A 19236-nucleotide genomic window follows, 5' to 3' on the forward strand; every position below is an offset into this window, starting at 1 on the left:
ATCTTATTTTTATTATAGGTTTAAGGGAGCTGGCCGGAAAGACTGAATCAGAAGGTTTCACAGAAGTGTCATGTTTGCTTTCTTTGTTCTGAAACAGAAACTTCAAGACGCTGTGGCGGTTTATTTCTTCAACTTCTTCTTTAATCTTTTCCAGCTCTATGATCTGATCCATGAGCGGCAGGACATTAATTGCTTCGATTCGGTCCAGGAAGTCTCAAACCGCCAAAAAGAACAGGGATGTCGGGATTATATTTTTTTACGATTTTGGCAAGTTCAATACTGCCGTGAGCGTGGGGTAGCCAGTGAAGGTCTATACCGATTGCTTTGGCCTTGATTTTCTTCATTTTTTCTCGGCATCAAAGTCAGGGTCTAATAGCATCCGGTTGGCGATGTTAATAATCTTAACTTTAAGCCCATACCTTTCAAGATAGTCGCCAATGCTTGTCAATCCAATGGGGTACATTTCAAAGACAGGGGATGAAGGGACGACATCGCTGATTGGACCAGTGAATAGCATCTCTTTCCTAAAATCATATACAGTGGGAGGATGTAAAAGTACCAGGTCATAGATCATTCCATCATCTTCCTGATTTAATATAATAATTGCTTCAGCTACAGTGTATTGCTTTTCTTTTTAAAAGGCATCCTTAAGTTTTACAAAAATAATACTTTTTTTAATTCACCCTGACCTTTTTACCGGTTTTTTTGTATATAGAAGTTGAAAGGGCTGGACCATTCAAGATGGCGGCACGGCCCTTTCAAAAAATTAAAAGGAGCGGTTCAAAATGGCAGAATTACTTATGAAAGAAGAGGCTTTATTACTATTACCTTCACTGGCAAAAAAGTATGGAATAAATGAGGCAATTATTTTGCAGCAGCTTCATTCTTTATTGGAAAAAAGCTCAAATGTGATTGAAGGCAAAAAGTGGATTTATAATACATATAAGGATTGGAAGGTTTATTTTCCATTCTTGTCGGAAAGTACAATCAAACGGACTATGCTTTCATTGCAAAAGGAGGGAGTAGTGATTACAAATAATTTTAACCCTTACAAAATGGATAAAACCAAATGGTATACGATCGATTATGAGGTTATTCAAAAAACGTTTGGAAAATAGTAATGAATAGTCTACTCGATTAATAGTTAATAAGTCACGTGTATTGAACAAGCTTGGATTAGGTCTAAATTAGTGCTACTCACAATGCAGATGCTGCTACAAAGGCATCTAATCTAATTGGTGGAGGAAGCCCACTTATCTATAAAACAATGAGATAAATTGACTGTACCCTCTTTCATTACGAAAGGGGGTTTTTTTTATAGAGCGATATACTTGTGGAATTTTAAGAATTGATAGAATATATAAAAAGAAACTCTTTTTACTGGGGGAATTATATATGGCATATGAATCGAAGGTAATCTGTGATAATAGTAAATCAGTAATTGAAGTTTTGAGTAAAGATCCAAAAGTAAAAGCAGGGCTTGATTTTTTGGAAGAGGATAACGATTATACTACCCAGGAGCAAATCGCTTTAACAGAAATACCGGCACCAACGTTTCAGGAGCAGGAGCGCGGTTTAGAGTATCAAAGAAGATTAATAGAATACGGCCTTAAAAATGTACATATAGACAGCCAGGGGAACGTGTTTGGAGTGAGACCCGGAACAGGGAATGGACCAAAGCTGGTGGTTGCTGGGCATCTAGATACTGTTTTCCCCGGGAGTACGGATGTAAAAGCGAAACTGAGGGATGGCAGGATTTATGCACCAGGAATCGCCGATGATGGCAGAGGGCTTTCTTCCGTACTTACTCTGTTAAGGGCAATAGAAAAAGCGAATATAAAAACAACTGGAGATATTATTTTCGGAGCAACCGTTGGTGAAGAGGGATTAGGGGATTTAAATGGCGTCAAGGCACTTTTTGAAAACAGAAAGGATATAGATGGATTTATTTCGATCGAGCCTGGAAGTCCTGAACGCATTACCTATCTTGCAACAGGAAGCCGCAGGTATCATGTTACCTATACCGGAACGGGCGGGCATAGTTTTGGAGACTTTGGAAAGCCAAGCGCTATCCATGCTTTGGGAAGGGCGATTGCAAAAATAAGTGACATCCAAACCCCGAAAGAGCCGAAAACAACCTTTAATGTTGGAACGATCAATGGGGGAACATCTGTCAATACGATTTCGGCAAAAGCGGAAATGCTGATCGATATGCGGTCCGTCTCGCCAGATGCTTTAAAAGATTTAGAAGATAAAGTGATGAATATTTTAAAAATGGCTGCTGACGATGAAAATAAACGATGGGAAACAAATGATATTCAAGTAGATATTAAACTGGTAGGTGACAGACCTGCTGGCTCTCAGCCCGAGGACAGTGTAATCGTGCAGGCAGCCCTTGCGTCTGCAGAAACATTGGGCTTTGAGGCCATATTGGATGAACCGAGCAGCACCGATTCAAATGTTCCAATCAGCCTAGGCATTCCAGCTGTGACCCTTGGCGGTGGAGGGAAGTTTGGCGGATGCCATACGCTTGAAGAATTTTACGATCCAACCGATGCCTTTTATGGAGTTCAAAAAATCTTTTTAACCATGCTGGGTTTGGCAGGGGTAGAAAATTTAAGTGAATCCCTTTTAACAAAAAAATAAATTTCCGGGAGACAGGTTCCTGTCTCTTTTTTGTATTAAAGAATATTGTTGATTTTTGTCTATGTTGATTGGATCGAAAAGCATGCGCAGTTAGCGATTGTCAAAAAATAAGTTTTTTATAGAATATTTTGAAAAAAAGAAGGAGTTATCCTTCGTCTATCGAAATATTAATATATTAAATTTAAAAGGGGGCAGTCCTATGACTAAGCCGCAATTAGAAGAATTAAAACAGCAAACGAAAGAGTTAGTATTTGATTCAGTAGAAACTTTAAAGGAATATTTAAGACTTCCAACTATCTCTGCTCAAAATTCTGCTATTCCTGAAACAGTTAAGTATGTAGTTAAAATGATTCAGGATGCTGGTGGAGAGGCGCAAGTCCTAGATGATTTGGGAGGAAACCCGGTCGTTTATGCCTTTTTTGCAGCTGGAGAACAGGGTGATAATGGTAAGACATTATTGTTTTATAACCACTATGATGTTCAGCCCCCAGAACCGCTGGACGAATGGAATTCAGAGCCGTTCAATCCGGTTGTCGAAAATGGCATTCTTTTTGCAAGAGGGGTTTCAGACAACAAGGGCGACCTCGTTGCCCGTTTGACTGCGATTAAGGTCCTGCAAAAGGCGGCAGGGGGACTGCCATGCAATATTAAGTTCATGATTGAAGGCGAAGAAGAAATCGGAAGCCCAAATCTGGAGCCTTATCTGGTTAAATATAAAGATTTATTTGCAGCCGACGCCTGTATCTGGGAATTCGGCGGCAAGGATGAAGAAGAAAGAATTAGTATGGTAGCCGGAATAAAAGGGATGGCTTACCTGGAGCTAAGCTGTACAGGTGCAGATATCGACATGCATTCCTCAGTCGGAGCCTATGTGGATAACGCAGCATGGAGGCTTGTACAGGCCCTTGCCACTATGAAAAATCAACAAAATGAAATTTTAGTAGAAGGTTTTTATGATGGAATCATCCCGCCAACAGAGGGAGAGTTAGAAGCGGTACATGCCCTTCCTTTCGATGAAAAGGGAGTAAGCAGGCTTTATGGTTTGAAGCGTCCTCTCATTACGGCTGCAAAAGGAAAAGACCCGCGGGAAGCGATGGTTTTTGAACCAACCATGACCATCTGCGGAATCGTCAGCGGCTATACAGGTGAAGGCTCTAAAACCGTTCTTCCTAAAAACGCCAGAGCCAAGGTGGATTGCCGATTAGTTCCTGGGCAGGATCCAGACTATATTTTAGAATGTGTTGAAAAACACTTGGAAAAGCATGGTTTTAATGATGTTAAGGTAACCTCGTTAAATGGCCAGAAGGCTTACCGATCCGATTTTAATCATCCATTCATTAAACACGTAATTGCTACAGCAAATGAAGTGTACGAGGCAGGAAGCGTATTGGCGCCAAACTCCGCAGGAACAGGCCCAATGTACATTTTTGGTGAGCAGCTTCAGCTTCCGGTTGTCAGCACAGGTGTAGGCTGGGTGCAATCAAAAGCGCATGCCCCTAATGAATCAATCCGCCTTCAGGATTTTGAACAGGGAATTGTTCATATGGCATATATGCTGTTAGGATTGCCAGCAGCTCTGGAGCCAAAGACTGTAAATATAGAGGCTTAACAGAAGAGGGGGAAGGACATGGGCATCGGTATTCAGCCGTTTTTGCATGTACGGACGGCCAGTAATCCAGTTTACCATCCGGATGGCAGCAAAATTAGTTTTGTTACTAATTATACAGGCCTGCCGCAGGTTTGGGAGCTGAACTTAAACGGAGGCTGGCCTTCACAAAATTCATTTACTGCAGAAAGAATTATGTTTGTCAGCTATATCGCTGGCACGTCAAAAAGAATAATTGGAATGGACGTCGGCGTTAATGAGAAACAGCAGCTGTTCCTATTGCAGGACGATGGAAGCCTGCAGCCGCTCACTGATTCGTTAGACCATATTCACCAGTATGGCGGCAATTCTCCTGATGGAAAGTGGATTTCCTGGGCGAGCAATCGACGTAAGGCTGCTCATTTTGATATTTATGTTCAAAACCTTGAAACACTTGAAATCAGGGAGGTTTTTCAAGGGGATGGTATGTATCACGCAGTGAAGTGGTCCCCAGAAGGACGCTCGCTATTGATTGAAAAAGTAAATTCTAATCTTGATAATGATTTAGGATTATTGGAAATCTCTTCTGGAGAGGTTTCCTGGCTGACATCTCATGAAGAGGAAGCAAAATTTGAAGATCCGGTGTTTAGCCAGGATGGCAGCCATCTTTATTTTTTAACCAATAAGGATCGAGAGTTAACAGGACTTGCCGTTCTTAATATAAGAACAAAGGAAATAAAATGGCTTGACCGGAGAGAATGGGATCTTGAAGGCCTGGTAATGAGCGGAGATAAAAAGCAGTTAGCCTATACGGTGAATGCAGGTGGGACTTCAAAGGGAGTTCTATATCATATAGAAGAGAACTCCTTTAGTTCATGGAAGACGCCAATCGGGGTTATTCAAGAATTGGCATTTTCGCATGACAGCAAAAAACTGGCCTATGTATTCAATAGTGCTATTCAGCCTTCAGATATTTGGGAACTGGATGTGGAATCCAAACAAACCAAGCGGCTGACGTATGTGTCAAATCTGCCGGTTGTTGAAGGGCAGCTTGTTGAACCAGAGTTGATTTCATTTAAATCGTTTGATGGCCTGGAGATTCCTGCCTTTTATTACAAACCAAAAGATGCTTCAGGGAAACTTCCTGTAGTCGTTTTTGTCCATGGGGGTCCAGAATCGCAAATCCGTGCTGTTTACAATCCATTTCTGCAATATTTCCTCAGCCGCGGTTATGCCGTTTGCACTCCGAATGTGAGGGGAAGTACAGGCTATGGAAAAAGCTTTACTCATCTGGATGATGCAAGAAAAAGAATGGACTCTGTTAGAGATTTGACTTCTCTTGTAGATTGGTTAAAAGAAGAGGGCAATGCCGATCCTGACAAAATTGCCGTTATGGGACGCAGTTATGGAGGATTCATGGTTTTGGCAGCTATCACACATTATCCGAAGCTATGGGCAGCAGCTATTGATATTGTCGGAATATCAAGCTTTAAAACCTTCCTGGAAAACACCAGTGTTTGGCGCCGCAAGCTGAGGGAAGCGGAATACGGCAGCATCGAAAACGACGGGGATTTCTTTGATGAAATTGATCCTATTCACCGGACGAAGGATATAGAATGTCCTGTCATGATGCTCCACGGTGCGAATGACCCGCGTGTGCCGATTGAAGAAACCGAGCAGATGGTAAAGGAATTAAAGGATCGCAATCATCCTGTCCATTATCTCCGCTTTGAGGACGAAGGACATTTCTTTGTAAAACTCAAAAACAATATTACCGCCTATACTGAAGTTGCTGAATTTCTCGATGAGCATATTGGGAAGACAGCAGCAATCAAATAATGGTGTGAAAAAGGAGGACGTCATTTCTGACTAACGGGTTCCCTTTTGAGGTGCAAACATTGCAAATCGCATCATATTTTTTGTCACTAATATCAATGGAATTCTTTGATTAAATAACATCAATAAACGCAAAGAAGGGATAGCTTAATGGCTATCCCTTAAATTCTCTATTGACTACCTTTAATTAAATAAATTTGTTGTCTATTTTTATGGAGTGTCTTCGTCGCTTTTGTACTCCAAAATATCACCTGGCTGACAATCCAAAGTCTTACATATCGCCTCTAATGTTGAAAAACGAACCGCTTTTGCTTTTCCATTTTTCAGAATGGAAAGATTCGCCATAGTAATTCCAACCCTCTCCGAAAGCTCCGTTACGCTCATTTTTCGTTTTGCTAACATCACATCAATATTAATAATAATTGCCATATCCTCCACCTCAGACCGTCAAATCATTTTCTGATTTTATGTTAATCGCTTCTTTTAGAAGCCGTTGGAGCACAGCAGCAAAAACGGCGATAACCATCGAGGCGAAAATAATGACCAATCCGATTGGTATGAAACTTGGAGGGTCAACTTTCTTCCCCATGAGATAGTAGAGCGGCATACCTAGCAGATACAAGGTACTGATTGTGATGGCACAGTATTTTATATTCTTTAAAGCTTTTACCGATAATTCCGAGAACGCTTGGTTCTTATCAATATAGCTTAAAAGTTTAAAAGCCTGATACAGAGCAAAGTAAAAAGGAATCGCTGCTGCGTACATATCGATTAAAACGAGAGATTTCATATAACCCACATTTGGATACAATTCTCCAGCAAAATTCCCAATCTTAGGCACTAAAAATATGCACAATGCGAGAATCGGGATACCAATAAGAATAACAGACATTTTCAAAAAGAGTGTTGTTCCTCGTTTCATAAAGTGCACCTCACTTATTTAATGTCAGTTTTGACTTTATCACTTAATTTATTGTTTTACAATAAATTAGTATTGTTTTTTATTATATTATTATTGTTATTAAAATATCCTTTTAATTTTGATAAAAACAAAAAGCATTTCTCATTACAAAGAAATGCTTTTACTTTAAAATGTTAAATTTACAACTTGTTCAACAAAACTTCCAAATAGTTTAATAAAGTAAATCAACAACGAAAGATAACAGAACCTACTTAAAATGAATAATATCCTTCGTAATTCACAGTAAAAATCACATGATAATTCACCTTTAAATTCGCACTGTACAATAATTATTTCCATATTCGAGAATTGGTATGTGAAATCATGATTGAATTTTAATAAAAGCATCATCGAGTGTAGTAATATCAAGGAAATAAAAACCGTGAATTCCTGTGTGAATTCACGGTAAAAATGTATTGTGAAATTGACTTTGCACAAAGATAACCCGTTAATTTCTGACAGTCCTTCTTTTTATAGCTATTATTTTTTATACAAAGGATCATACGGGCGAAGCTGTGAGGTGAAGCGAGTTCCAAAGTATGGATCAGCTACGGCCTTCGGATCAAGGACATTGTCGCCTTCTGGCTTTTTACCTTTTTCAGACCAATCTACTAAGTCATTAAAAGCATTGATTTGTTCCTGGTTGGTAAATTCACAGTGTCCAATTCCACGAATAGCACGAGTGACAAGTAAATTGGATTTGCCTTTCTCAGCCGCTCTTTTTGCATAAATTTCTTCCATGGAGAACGGAACATACAGATCACCTAGTGTATGGAGGGACATGGTTGGAACCTTCAGATCGCCTGTAACCTTCGGAATCGCAGCCAGGCCGTTATTATGGCGGCCATTTGGATCATTGGTAATTCGAAGAACATTATTGTTTAAAGCAACTTCCTCGGGAGACAATGCAGGATCATCATCGAGCTGATAAACAGAATCGGTGTTGTTAATGACATTACCGGTAGCCTGGTTATATGCAGGGTTTGTAGGCATTCTTTGCAGCAGGAAGTCATCAAAGGCATGTTTATAGGAGAAGTCAAATAACGGCCGTTTTCCACCTGAAAGATTCTCAGTAACCTTTTCCAGCTTCTGTCCTGCATCTGTTAGAGACGTAAAGACATAAGAACCAGTGAACGGATCTTTCACTAAACCCTTTCCAAGTTTTTGCTCCATATCAGGAACCTTGGTATTAAAATAATTATCATCAGCTACAAACTGTTGTTGATCCTTATTAGTGCCAGTTAGTGCTTGTCCAACTAGGCCGTAATCTGTAAAAAAGTCAAAGAGCTCTGAATCACCCATTACGCCGCACATTGGCATGGCAGCATCTACATCCCCATATTGTTCAGCGTATACTCCTGTTACATGGCCGCCCATAGAATGTCCCATTATGTAGGTCCGAGTAGGGTTGCCGACCAGCTTTCTAAACAATCCGTTCAATGCATGTGTATCTTTTACGCCCGATTCCACATCGTAACTGTTTGTACTGTAACTGGATGCAGCCCATGCATATCCTTCCTGAAGGAGTTCTGTACGAAATGAGGGAGCGCTAACAGTTAAAGCAGGTCCTTCTCCGCGGTAACCATGTGCGTATAAGACGAGTTTTCCATTCCAGTTCTTTGGAACTTCAATCCAATACCCAGCACCGTTGTTTATCCCTTTGAAAATTTTAGCATCTTCAAATCCTGATACAGGCGTAATTGAATTCAACTGAGTTTTATCAACATAATAGTTTTGTTTGTCTTGTCCATTTCCAATGAAAAATGCAGGTGGTTTAATATTAAGCAGGGAAGTCTGTACTGTTGGTGATGCCTCATCAGCTAAGGCGGCGGAAGTGACAACGCCAAGGGACAAAGTGGTTGCTAAAATGGCAGGAAATAGTTTTTTCTTTTTCATTATTAATCCTCCTTTATAATTGTTGTTTAAAAAGGCTGACCTGTAAAAGGCCAGCCCTTTTAACCAAATTATTTAATCGTAATCGAAGCAGTATTATAGTTATCTCCATTGCTAATAGGATTGTAGTTTTTCTCGATGTTTCCGGCAGCGTCAACAGCGAACCATTTAAGGGTTGTTGTTTTATCAAGCTTTAACGATTCTGCAGTTTCACGAGTTCCGCTTAAGTTGATTTTTGCTGACTCAAAAGTAGGGCGGCTGCCATCTACAGTATAGTAAATGGTAGCTGGTTCACTTGTTTCAAATGAAACATTTACAGGGCCAGAGTACTTTCCATTTCCAGGAACTGCTTTTGATGAAGGAGGCTGATGGTCTTTTGAATGGTTGTAGGCTACCTGAATTAAGCCAATTAAACCATTCGAAAACTCCATTGCTTCTTCATGACCTTCAGAGAATGGCGGTTGGAATCCAACTGCCTGCCATTTTTTTGAATCCTTATTCCATAAATCCGCTCCAACTTCGAAGTCCCAGGCGTAAATTCCTTTTTCATACCATAGGTAGTCTGCGGAGTTGCCTGCAGCAGAATAAAGAACATCCGGAACCGGGCCGGTACGGCTTGGAAGAATGACTGTGCCACGGTAGTCCTGAATTTTGTTTAACATAATATCAGAGACGGCCCAGTAATAAGATTCTTCTCCTGCAGATGGGCGCGGTAAAGTTTTACGGTTAGCATCATAAGCTCCTGGTGACCACATAAAATATCCGCCATAGCTATGAATATTCATGGCAAACTTAATGTTTGAAAATTGATCAGCAAGCCAGACGATATTTTTCGCTTCCGGCTCTGAGGTTTCTGCTGGTCCTGCATAGGTAGTGCTTGTGCAGTTTGTGGTTGACGCACCGATAAATCCATCAAAAGCAGAACCTACTGAATGGTTCCTGTTAATATCTACACCCCATTGATTTCGGTACCCTGGATCTGATTTATCCGGACCACAGTGATTGGTCATATTTTTACGCTGCATATTGTAATCATAAAAGCTGTAAGTGGCACCGTCAGGATTGGTAGACGGAACTAGGAAAATATCCAGATTATCAACAAGCTTCTTCGTTTCTCCATCATGGGCATAATTCCGAAGCAGACGTTCGGCTGTTTCGATCGTTACCAGAGGTGTTACCCACTCACGTGCATGTTCCTGAGCGTAACCGAGTACACCAGGCTTCGAACCATCACGATGTTTCCCAATTCTAATAGCTTTTACTGTGAACGGATCACGGGAGATGTTTGCTGGAGCTTTTAAACCATCGTTCAGAGCAGCTGCTCCAGGTGAAACAACTCCTGAGCCGGTATACCCGCGATAGGTAGTAGCAGATAGCAGCTGGCTTGCTTCATTGTTTAAACCATCAACTACTTGCCTGGCTGTGCTTGAAACATTACCTGATGAATCAGTAGCTAAATCTACTAAAACCTTTTTCCCCTCTATTGTTACTTTAAGTGGGGAGTTGTTACCATTCGGATTTCTGAACTCTATAGAAAGGTCATTACCGCCTTGGTATCCCCAAGCTTTAGATGAGACTACAACTGAAGAGTTTGTAGTACCGCCTAACATAGCCTGCGCGAGCCGTCGATATCCATTTGTTTTATTCGGCATATCAATGATTTCTACTAAATCGGGAAACTCCTTAGCAAGTTTCTCTGCTCTTTGATACAGTTCTGTTGGATCCATATAATGGTCCACAAAGTCTTTGACATAATGCGTCTGCGGATTCCCAGGCTTGTCCACTCCAAGCCACTCCGAGACAGGACTTGAGGCGGTCCCGCCAAGATTGCTTTCCACCTTTACTGATGCTGGAATGGAGGTAACCGGTACTTCTAAATAGTGGTATAAGTATTCACCAGCATCAACCAGACGGTCTAAAGTAGCTGATTTTTCAACTCCATTTTCTGTCCAGGTTGCTGTTAGAGCTGTACTTGCAGCAGCTCCCGCACTTGATTTTGCCTCAATATAAAGAAAAGTATCTGATTGGTTAGTATAATAATTGGCACGAAGGATTTTAACCGAATCCTCTGATGCCGACAGGCTTGCCTCCTGCTGCAAAGCCGTTTGTCTTTCAGATGTCCTGGTATTCCAATCCTTTTCGGTAAACAGGGTATCTTTAACTCTGACACCATAAAGCTTTAGCGATTCAATCTCCGATGGTGTAACGACTGCGTCGACATCCCAAATTCCATCATGTTCTTCAGCCCGGTGGGAAAGGTCAATCCCCAATTCCAAGAGCTTGTCCTTTGCTTGCTGATTAGGTACTTCGAGTTGAACTAGGGAAGCGGATTCTTCTTTAGGGAGTGGTAGATCCGGTTGTCCAACTGCACTTGTTGGGGTACTGAATCCTGGGTAGAGGACTGTAAAACCTAGACCAGTCATAGCGGTCATGATCATTAAATTTCTTTTCCATTTCTGCTTTTTCCATTTAACCAAAGCTTGCACCTCCTGAAATAATCTATCTATTTAATAGAAAGAAACAGGATTATTGTAAAATAAATTGTCAAAATATTTTGTCATATTATTAAATTGTCATTCCTAATTCGTCCTACAAAAACTTCAGAAACCGAAGGAGTTTATATTATTCATGAGATGAAAAAGAATAGGTAGAAATTACTGATAGAAAAGTTTTAGGAGAGTTGAAAAATTTGGGCTTGAAATTTTCAATATAAATTCAATCTTTATATTAGAATATCAACTTAAAAAATTAGGATGAAAAAGACTGTGAAAATGGTTGTAAATCGCTGTCGGCATAGCAAGAATTAAAGGGGTTTTTGTTGAAAAAATATAAGAATTTTCAATGAGTAAGAGAAATAATAGGAAAACCCATCCTTTACAGACAAAGGGTGGGTTTTTAATCGATAATTGGAAAAAACAAATCTGATTGTTTATAGATTTTTATAAAACGGTAATAGTTTCGTAACATATTTTTTGTAAGGTAGTACTTGGGCCTAATTAAAAAATAAGTTGGGGGTGTTTCGAGTGGCTTCCAGCTTAAAAAGAAGTCTTTACTTTGACAATGCTAAATTTATATTAATTTTTTTAGTGGTTTTTGGACATGTAATCAGTCCTTTAAAAGAAAATAACGATGTACTATTTAGCTTATATTCATTTATCTTTCTTTTTCATATGCCTGCTTTTATCTTTATCTCGGGATACTTTTCGAAGGGATATAATAAAAAGGGGTATTTTATGAAAGTAGCTAAGAAAATTCTTTTGCCTTATTTAATTTTCCAAGCACTTTATTCCCTGTTCTATTATGCCGATGGGGAGATATCCAGTTTGAGAATCGATTTTCTGAAGCCGCATTGGACCTTGTGGTATCTTTTAAGCATGTGCTGCTGGAATCTTTTCTTATATGTGTTTGCAAAATTAAAATGGAAGGGATTTATCTTAGCAGTCGCTATCGGGATAGGTATTGGTTATTTCGATCACGCAGGAAGTTATTTATCCTTATCGAGAACTCTCGTATTTTTTCCATACTTTCTATTGGGATTTTTAATAGAACAAAAGCATTTAAGAGCAGTTCTAAATAAACGATTCTCACCAGTTGTTGGAGTGAGCATACTTGTATTGTCTTTACTGATCCTTGCCAGCTTTTTCCCTAAGGATGCCATACCATGGTTATTGGGGGATACCTCATATGCTGGTATGGGGGTAAAGGATTTATCAGGCGGGTTTATACGTTCAATACAATATGTATTAACTGGGTTTGTTGCCTATGGCTTTTTGTCAATTGTGCCAACCAAAGGCAACCTATTTACATTTGTTGGGGGACGCACTCTATATATTTACCTAATGCATGGATTTATCATTAAATCCATCCAACAAATCATCTCTGATGAGACTCTTAGAGATTTTTCCGATCATTATATTATGTTAATCCTATTCTCCTTAGCTATCTGCTTATTCTTGGGAAGTTATATGATTAAAAAGTATACACGTCCAATAATTGAATTAGATTATCGTTTATGAAGTTAAAATCAAAATAAGCTCTTGCCTATTGGCAGGGGCTTATTTTTTAGCTAATCAGAATTTATATCCCTAGATTCTGAACGCACGACGGACAGGATAAGGAAGGCTTCGTGAGCATTATCATCGCACGAAGGAAAAGCTCCTGCTTTTCCGAGGAAGTCCTAGTCAGGCGAAAGGCACAGGACAAGGAAAGCTTCGTCAGCTTTGCCTCGCACGAAGAAAAAGCATAGCTTTTTCGAGGATGTGCCGATTTGAGCGTGATAAGTAAAACTAGGGCATCCGCCAAAGGGACTTGGCGAATGCCAAGTTTTTCTAATATTGCAGATCAACTCTTATTTTTGTAGAATAGCCTCTTCATTTTGTAGAAGTAGGCTTCATTTTTGTAGAATAGCTTCATCATTTTGTAGAAGCAGAATTCATTTTTTTAGAAGGGGCTCCTAAAAATGTAGAAAGGATTCCAGATTGTAGAATCAGCTGATATTTTTGTAGAATACCCTCATCATTTTGTAGAAGTAGAATTTACTTTTGTAGAAAGGGCTCTTAAAAATGTAGAAAGGAATCTAGGTTGTAGAATCAGCTGAAAATTTTGTAGAACAGCCTCTTCATTTTGTAGAAGTAGGATTCATTTTTGTAGAAAGGGTTCTTAAAAATGTAGAAAGGATTCCAGATTGTAGAATCAGCTTATATTTTTGTAGAATAGTCCCAGCATTTTGTAGAAGAAGAATCCATTTTTGTAGAAAGGGCTCTTAAAAATGTAGAAAAGGCTCTAGATTGTAGAATTAACTGATAATTTTGTAGGAAAAATTCTTCTCATTCCTGCTTAAAGGACTGCTAATAATGATAGAAAGTCTGGTAAGCGGAAGGCAAAAGAGAGTGCGTATCAAAATCTTAAAAAATTAATAAAAAGCTTATTATTGTCAAGTGCCTAAAAAACTGAAAATAAAAATAATATTGAATATTTTTTATTTTTGAGGTAGTCTAATATACAAAAATAAATAATATTCATTTTTAGATTACATTTTATTTTAAAGGAGGATTTCTGTGAATGGTCTTTATCTCTTGCCAAATACCGAAGAGGAGATAATAGATTCGTACGATGAAGACATTATTGTAACGAATAGAGAGGGGAAAATTTTAAAAGCAACTCATATAAGCGGACAGCGTTATGGATTATCTGCTTCGGAATTGATTGGTCAATCTGTTTATTCATTAGAAGAAAAGGGAATCTTTTCGCCTGCAATCACTCCGTTGGTTATTAAACAAAAAAAGAAGGTTGTAATAGTTCAGGAGACATCAGATGGAAGAAAGATACTTATTACTGGTATACCTTTATTCAATGAGAATAATGAGGTTGAGTTTATCCTCAGCTATTCTTATGAGGATTCAGAGCTTCTCGATCTGCAATGTCATTTGAAAGAGCTTGAAGGCGAGATATCAAAGGTAAAGGAAGAACTTGAGCTGCTTCGCAGTAAAACATTAAGTTTGGACGGGATGATAGCCGAAAGCAAATCTATGAAACAGGTGCTGGAGAAAATTAATAAAATTGCTCCGCTTCAAGTACCCGTCATACTCCAAGGGGAGAATGGGGTTGGAAAATCTTCATTAGCTAAATTGATACACAAAAAAAGCTCCTGGTCAGACGGTCCTTTCATAGAAGTCAATTGTGCAACCATTCCAGAAGCAATTCTTGAATATGAACTCCTTGGCAGTTCAGGAGAAAACAAAAATAAAACAGGGCTGCTCCCAATGGCACAGTTCGGAACTCTCTATTTGCAAGGAATAGACGAACTTTCTTTAGGGGCTCAAACAATATTATTAAAAGCCCTTAGAGAAAAAAAGGAAAACTTTCGAATTATTAGTTCCTCAGAACTAAGACTGGAAGAGTTAAAGGCAAAAAAAAGATTTAGAGAAGATTTATTTTATTTACTACATATCGTCCCAATTGAAATAAGGCCTTTACGGGAGCGAGTAGAAGATTTAGCACAGGTTATTTTGAAATATAAAGATAAGTTTTGCGCCTTCTATCAGATATCCAAAGAGCTTTCTAAGGATTTATTTCATGAATTGCTTCAGCTGGAATGGAGCGGAAATTACCTAGAGGTTAAAAACCTCATAGAAAGGCTAATTGTCCAAAGTGATTCAGCCGTCATGACAAAGGATGACCTTCCAATCGAATATCGGCGCACTATTTCAAGTTTTGAACAATTGGAAATGGAGGGGCGCACCCTCCCGAAAATTTTGGAGAATGTAGAAGAGCGGGTTTTGATGAGTGCCCAAAAACGGTACAAAACAACTACTGAAATGGCAAAGGCACTAGGAATCAGCCAGCCTTCAGTAGTGCGTAAATTAAAAAAATATTTAATTACCTAAGGTGGAATTTTAATTCCGGGGAAGATCTTTATTTGAAATTCTAATTTTATAAAAATTAAAATCTGAATATTTATACTTATATTGCTATTAACAATATTGTAATATATAATAATTATGCAAATATAAATAATAATTATACAGAAGTGAATAACCGAGGAGATGATAATTAATCCTGTTCCAATAAGGTAAAAGGGATATAGATAATGAAACGTAAGTTTCTACGAATTCATTAATTATACGTAAATTCTATTCAAGTCTTTTTGAATTTAATGATTAATGACAAAAAGATTTCGTATTTTCAGAGAGCCACGAAATTCAATTTTAAAGATATCTATTAAATTAGGGGGTATTAAAATGAGGGGGAAAAAAAGTTTTATTTTCATTATAATTTCAATCTTGCTTCTAACTGTATCTGCCTGCAGCAGCAAAGATGCCAACAGCAGCGGCACAAAAGGGGAGAAGAAAACCAGCGGCGGAGAATTAAAGGTAACCTTGTCAGCACAGCCGCCAACACTTGACACAGTTGCAACAAATTCAGTTGATACTGCTTCTGTTGCCAGAAATATCTTCGAAACACTGGTAGCACCTAATGCTAATTATCAGCCGGTTCCTATGCTTGCAGAATCAGTTGATAAGAGCACAGATGGCAAAACGTATACTTTTCATTTAAGAAAAGGTGTTAAGTTCCATAATGGCAAAGAGATGACCTCAGACGATGTAGTGGCATCTATGAACCGATGGAAGGAACTCTCCTCAGCAGCGCAAAGTGTCATTCCAAATGCTGTATTTAAGGGAACGGATAAGTATACAGTCACAATGGATCTTCCTGAACCATCCTCTGGTGTTTTAAACATATTGGCATCAACGAAACAGTTCCCAGCCATAATGCCGAAGGAAATAGCTGAAAAAGCTAAGCCGGAAGGGGTTACAGAATATATAGGCACAGGTCCATTCAAATTTATTGAAGAAAAACAAAATCAATACATTCATCTGGGGAAATTCAAGGATTATAAGCCAGTAGATTCTGAATCAAGCGGTTTAGCAGGAAAAAAGGAAGCTCTTGTTGATGATTTATATTTCGATATTGTCAAAGATGCATCTACGCGTTTAGCTGCTATACAGACTGGAGAATATGATATCGTTTCTGATGTTCCGTTTGAACAATATAAAACCGTTAAGGATAATTCTAAGGTTAAAACCTCACTTGATCCATATGGCAACTTAGTTGCTATCTATAATAAAAAGAGCAAATTATTCTCTGACAAAATTATGAGGCAGGCCGTTAACGCTGCAATCAATGAAAAAGATATTATGATGGCTACATTTGCAAATAAAGAATTGTTTAAACTGGACCATGGCTATATGAACAAGGATCAAAAAGACTGGTACAGTGAAAACGGCAAAGATTCTTATAATCAGGCTGATGCTGCAAAGGCCAAAAAGCTATTGGCTGATGCCGGTTATAATGGCCAGGAAGTAAAACTTATTGTTACAAAGGATTACAGTGAACTGTATAATTCAGCGGTCGTTCTACAGGGACAATTGCACGATATCGGCATGAATGTAAAATTGGAAACCTATGATTGGCCAACACTCTTAGAAAAAAGAAAAGATCCGGGAGCATGGGACATTTTAGTCTCCGGCTACTCAACCGTAACCACTCCTGCTCAGATTCTTTACTTGACTCCAAATGATCACGGCTGGACAGAGGATCCAAAAATCGCTGATTTGTTATCTAAGATTAACAAGTCACCATCCAATGACGAAGCTAAAAAGCTTTGGGCTGATTTACAGGAATATGCTTGGAATGATTATATGCCCGCGACTAATTTTGGAACCTATAGTTTAGTAGCAGCTGCAACTGACAAAGTTAAAGGTTTTACGATGTTCCAGGGACCTGTTGTTTGGAATACGAAAGCAGAATAAATAAAAATTGCCCTCCCGCTGCATCAGCACGGGAGGGTGTTAGCTAATATCGATTTTATTGAGAAAGAGTCCTTTTAGGGGGGAGTTTATTGTTTTTTTATGTCCTAAAACGCGTTTTTTCGCTGATTCCCGTTTTATTAATTGTTTCTATTGTGGTTTTTTTACTTATATTTCTAACACCAGGGGATCCTGTTTCTGTCATGTTAGGACAGGATGCATCAGCACAGCAAATCAAAGAACTGCGTGAGCAATTGGGCTTTAACCAGCCATTATATAAACAGTATTTTGATTGGCTGATAGCCGTGTTTCACGGTGATTTGGGAAATTCATACTTTATGCATGAACCAGTCACAACTGCGATTTTAGATCATTTAGGACCCACTATTTCGATAGCCGTATTGGCAGAAATCATTGCCATATTAATTGCAGTACCAGTAGGAATCCTAGCTGCAAAAAACCGGGGTTCATATATAGATCAATTAGTCATGGGATTTACATTAACCGGAATGGCGGTGCCTAGCTTTTTGTTCGGATTATTGCTTATGCTGGTTTTCGGAGTAAAGCTTCAGTGGCTGCCTATAGCAGGGTACGAACCATTAAGCAGCGGGTTATGGAATCATTTGCAGCATATATTATTACCGGGACTGGCTCTTGGAATTATCCAATCTGCTTTGATTGCCCGCATGACCCGTTCTTCCATGCTGGAGGTTTTGAATGCGGACTTTATTAAGACGGCCCGTTCAAAGGGATTAAAAGAACGTTCTGTGGTTTATGTACATGCGTTAAGGAATGCATTACTACCTATTATAACTGTTATCGGCCAGACCTTTGGGCTGCTGGTGGCAGGCGCTGTAGTAATTGAAACGATATTTAATATTCCGGGGATTGGACAATTAGTTTTAAACTCTATCCAAAGCCGAGATTATGCGGTTATCCAGGGAGTCATTCTAATGGTTGCCTTTTTCTATGTAATGATTAATTTGTTAATTGATTTAATATATATCATTGTTGATCCAAGGGTAGAATACTAGTTTTTAGGAGGGATGAAACATTAATGCTGTCGAAAGTAATCTAAACACTAATAAGATAAAAATTGACCTTAAACAGCAGGAAAGATCGCTTTTTTTTCGCCGCTTTTTATCAAATAAATCAGTGATAACCGGTAGTGTTATTATTAGTCTTTTGCTTTTAATCACTATTTTTGGCCCGATATTCACACCTTACGATCCATACCAAATGGTAGTGAAAGACCGGCTCCACGGTCCAAATGCCCATCATTTATTAGGCACTGATAATTTTGGCCGGGATTTATTAACCCGCATTGTCTATGGAGCAAAGGTTTCCATGCTGGTTGGGTTTTCATCAGCGCTGTTGGCATCAGTTATTGGGATGGCAGTCGGTTTAACTGCCAGCTATTATCGATACCTGGATAATTTTCTTATGCGAATTTGTGATGGCCTATTATCGCTGCCCGCGATTTTATTTGCCATTGCATTAATGGCGGTGCTTGGAGCAAAGACAGGGAATGTAGTGATCGCGCTAACCATTGTCTTCTCCCCGGAAATTGCCAGGATTGTTCGGTCGAGAGCCTTGGTTGTAAGGGAGGAAACCTATATCGAGGCTATCAAGAGCCAGGGGGCTAGTTCCTGGCGGATTATTTGGCGTCATATAGCACCCAATACCATTTCCCCACTATTGGTAAAGGCCACTTTTGTTTTTTCAGAGGCTGTTATTATTGAAGCAACTTTAAGCTTTTTGGGAGCTGGAATACCAGCGCCAGACCCCAGTTGGGGCAATATTTTGTCTGATGGAAAGCTGGTTATTTATAATGCCTGGTGGATTACAGTGTTCCCTGGTCTTTTTATTATTTTGACTGTATTAGGATTAAATCTTCTTGGAGATGGACTACGGGACCTCATTGATCCACAATCCAATACAAAGAAGTAGGGAATATTTTTTACATATCGCTGAATGAAAGAATAAGAGATTAATTAAATGAATTA

15 protein-coding genes are annotated in these 19236 nt (G+C 39.1%); 9 read left to right on the forward strand and 6 right to left on the reverse strand.

The features are described from left to right. Nucleotides 1–185 precede the first annotated feature (185 nt). Nucleotides 186–344, reverse strand: a complete 159-nt coding sequence (locus AC3WR0_RS08055) for a hypothetical protein (protein WP_492551818.1) — start codon at nt 342–344, stop codon at nt 186–188. Beyond that, nucleotides 341–574, reverse strand: coding sequence for a hypothetical protein (locus AC3WR0_RS08060; RefSeq protein ID WP_492551819.1), 234 nt, complete (start codon nt 572–574; stop codon nt 341–343). Before AC3WR0_RS08060 ends, AC3WR0_RS08055 begins: the two co-directional genes overlap by 4 nt. 211 nt (nt 575–785) lie before the next feature. Here AC3WR0_RS08060 and AC3WR0_RS08065 point away from each other — a divergent pair, with 211 nt between their 5' ends. From AC3WR0_RS08065 to AC3WR0_RS08080, 4 genes are all read left to right on the forward strand, one after another. Next, complete coding sequence (locus AC3WR0_RS08065; protein ID WP_492551820.1) at nt 786–1118, forward strand: hypothetical protein; 333 nt, start codon at nt 786–788, stop codon at nt 1116–1118. 277 nt (nt 1119–1395) lie between these two features. Beyond that, nucleotides 1396–2646: a M20/M25/M40 family metallo-hydrolase gene (locus AC3WR0_RS08070; protein WP_492551821.1), complete on the forward strand. Its 1251-nt coding sequence runs from the start codon at nt 1396–1398 to the stop codon at nt 2644–2646. A gap of 199 nt (nt 2647–2845) precedes the next feature. After that, nucleotides 2846–4255: a M20/M25/M40 family metallo-hydrolase gene (locus AC3WR0_RS08075; protein ID WP_492551822.1), complete on the forward strand. Its 1410-nt coding sequence runs from the start codon at nt 2846–2848 to the stop codon at nt 4253–4255. Nucleotides 4256–4273: 18 nt separating this feature from the next. Beyond that, the gene (locus AC3WR0_RS08080) at nt 4274–6070 is read left to right on the forward strand and encodes a S9 family peptidase (RefSeq protein ID WP_492551823.1); all 1797 of its coding nucleotides are present in this window, start codon (nt 4274–4276) and stop codon (nt 6068–6070) included. 207 nt (nt 6071–6277) lie between these two features. On the opposite strand, the gene AC3WR0_RS08085 is transcribed toward AC3WR0_RS08080, so the two are convergent. The 4 genes from AC3WR0_RS08085 to AC3WR0_RS08100 all read right to left on the reverse strand — a co-directional run bounded on the left by AC3WR0_RS08085 (nt 6278) and on the right by AC3WR0_RS08100 (nt 11398). Beyond that, nucleotides 6278–6496 carry a helix-turn-helix domain-containing protein gene (locus AC3WR0_RS08085; RefSeq protein WP_251571091.1) on the reverse strand — a complete coding sequence of 73 codons (219 nt, stop codon included), beginning with the start codon at nt 6494–6496 and terminating at the stop codon, nt 6278–6280. Nucleotides 6497–6506: 10 nt separating this feature from the next. After that, entirely contained in the window at nt 6507–6989 is a 483-nt protein-coding gene (locus tag AC3WR0_RS08090) for a DUF2975 domain-containing protein (protein ID WP_492551824.1), read from the reverse strand. 519 nt (nt 6990–7508) lie between these two features. After that, entirely contained in the window at nt 7509–8924 is a 1416-nt protein-coding gene (locus AC3WR0_RS08095) for a hypothetical protein (RefSeq protein WP_492551825.1), read from the reverse strand. 68 nt (nt 8925–8992) lie between these two features. Further along, complete coding sequence (locus tag AC3WR0_RS08100) at nt 8993–11398, reverse strand: M14 family metallopeptidase (protein ID WP_492551826.1); 2406 nt, start codon at nt 11396–11398, stop codon at nt 8993–8995. A gap of 546 nt (nt 11399–11944) precedes the next feature. Here AC3WR0_RS08100 and AC3WR0_RS08105 point away from each other — a divergent pair. The 5 genes from AC3WR0_RS08105 (at nt 11945) to AC3WR0_RS08125 (ending at nt 19180) form a co-directional block, all read left to right on the forward strand. Continuing rightward, nucleotides 11945–12937, forward strand: coding sequence for an acyltransferase family protein (locus AC3WR0_RS08105; protein WP_492551827.1), 993 nt, complete (start codon nt 11945–11947; stop codon nt 12935–12937). A 1041-nt stretch (nt 12938–13978) separates the two neighbouring features. Continuing rightward, complete coding sequence (locus AC3WR0_RS08110) at nt 13979–15307, forward strand: sigma 54-interacting transcriptional regulator (RefSeq protein WP_492551828.1); 1329 nt, start codon at nt 13979–13981, stop codon at nt 15305–15307. Between the two features lie 354 nt (nt 15308–15661). Beyond that, complete coding sequence (locus AC3WR0_RS08115; RefSeq protein WP_492551829.1) at nt 15662–17233, forward strand: ABC transporter substrate-binding protein; 1572 nt, start codon at nt 15662–15664, stop codon at nt 17231–17233. 89 nt (nt 17234–17322) lie between these two features. Further along, on the forward strand, nt 17323–18264 hold the full coding sequence (nikB, locus tag AC3WR0_RS08120; protein ID WP_027322928.1) for a nickel ABC transporter permease: 942 nt from the start codon (nt 17323–17325) through the stop codon (nt 18262–18264). Nucleotides 18265–18283: 19 nt separating this feature from the next. Further along, nucleotides 18284–19180: an ABC transporter permease gene (locus AC3WR0_RS08125; protein WP_492551840.1), complete on the forward strand. Its 897-nt coding sequence runs from the start codon at nt 18284–18286 to the stop codon at nt 19178–19180. Nucleotides 19181–19236: the final 56 nt, after the last annotated feature.

The organism is Neobacillus sp. FW104-15D2, assembly GCF_058790155.1.

Bases quoted from the DNA above. Each gene is read 5' to 3' on its own strand.
- AC3WR0_RS08055 (WP_492551818.1), bottom strand. From the start codon at position 344: ATGAAGAAAATCAAGGCCAAAGCAATCGGTATAGACCTTCACTGGCTA.
- AC3WR0_RS08060 (WP_492551819.1), bottom strand. From the start codon at position 574: ATGATCTATGACCTGGTACTTTTACATCCTCCCACTGTATATGATTTT.
- AC3WR0_RS08065 (WP_492551820.1), top strand. From the start codon at position 786: ATGGCAGAATTACTTATGAAAGAAGAGGCTTTATTACTATTACCTTCA.
- AC3WR0_RS08070 (WP_492551821.1), top strand. From the start codon at position 1,396: ATGGCATATGAATCGAAGGTAATCTGTGATAATAGTAAATCAGTAATT.
- AC3WR0_RS08075 (WP_492551822.1), top strand. From the start codon at position 2,846: ATGACTAAGCCGCAATTAGAAGAATTAAAACAGCAAACGAAAGAGTTA.
- AC3WR0_RS08080 (WP_492551823.1), top strand. From the start codon at position 4,274: ATGGGCATCGGTATTCAGCCGTTTTTGCATGTACGGACGGCCAGTAAT.
- AC3WR0_RS08085 (WP_251571091.1), bottom strand. From the start codon at position 6,496: ATGGCAATTATTATTAATATTGATGTGATGTTAGCAAAACGAAAAATG.
- AC3WR0_RS08090 (WP_492551824.1), bottom strand. From the start codon at position 6,989: ATGAAACGAGGAACAACACTCTTTTTGAAAATGTCTGTTATTCTTATT.
- AC3WR0_RS08095 (WP_492551825.1), bottom strand. From the start codon at position 8,924: ATGAAAAAGAAAAAACTATTTCCTGCCATTTTAGCAACCACTTTGTCC.
- AC3WR0_RS08115 (WP_492551829.1), top strand. From the start codon at position 15,662: ATGAGGGGGAAAAAAAGTTTTATTTTCATTATAATTTCAATCTTGCTT.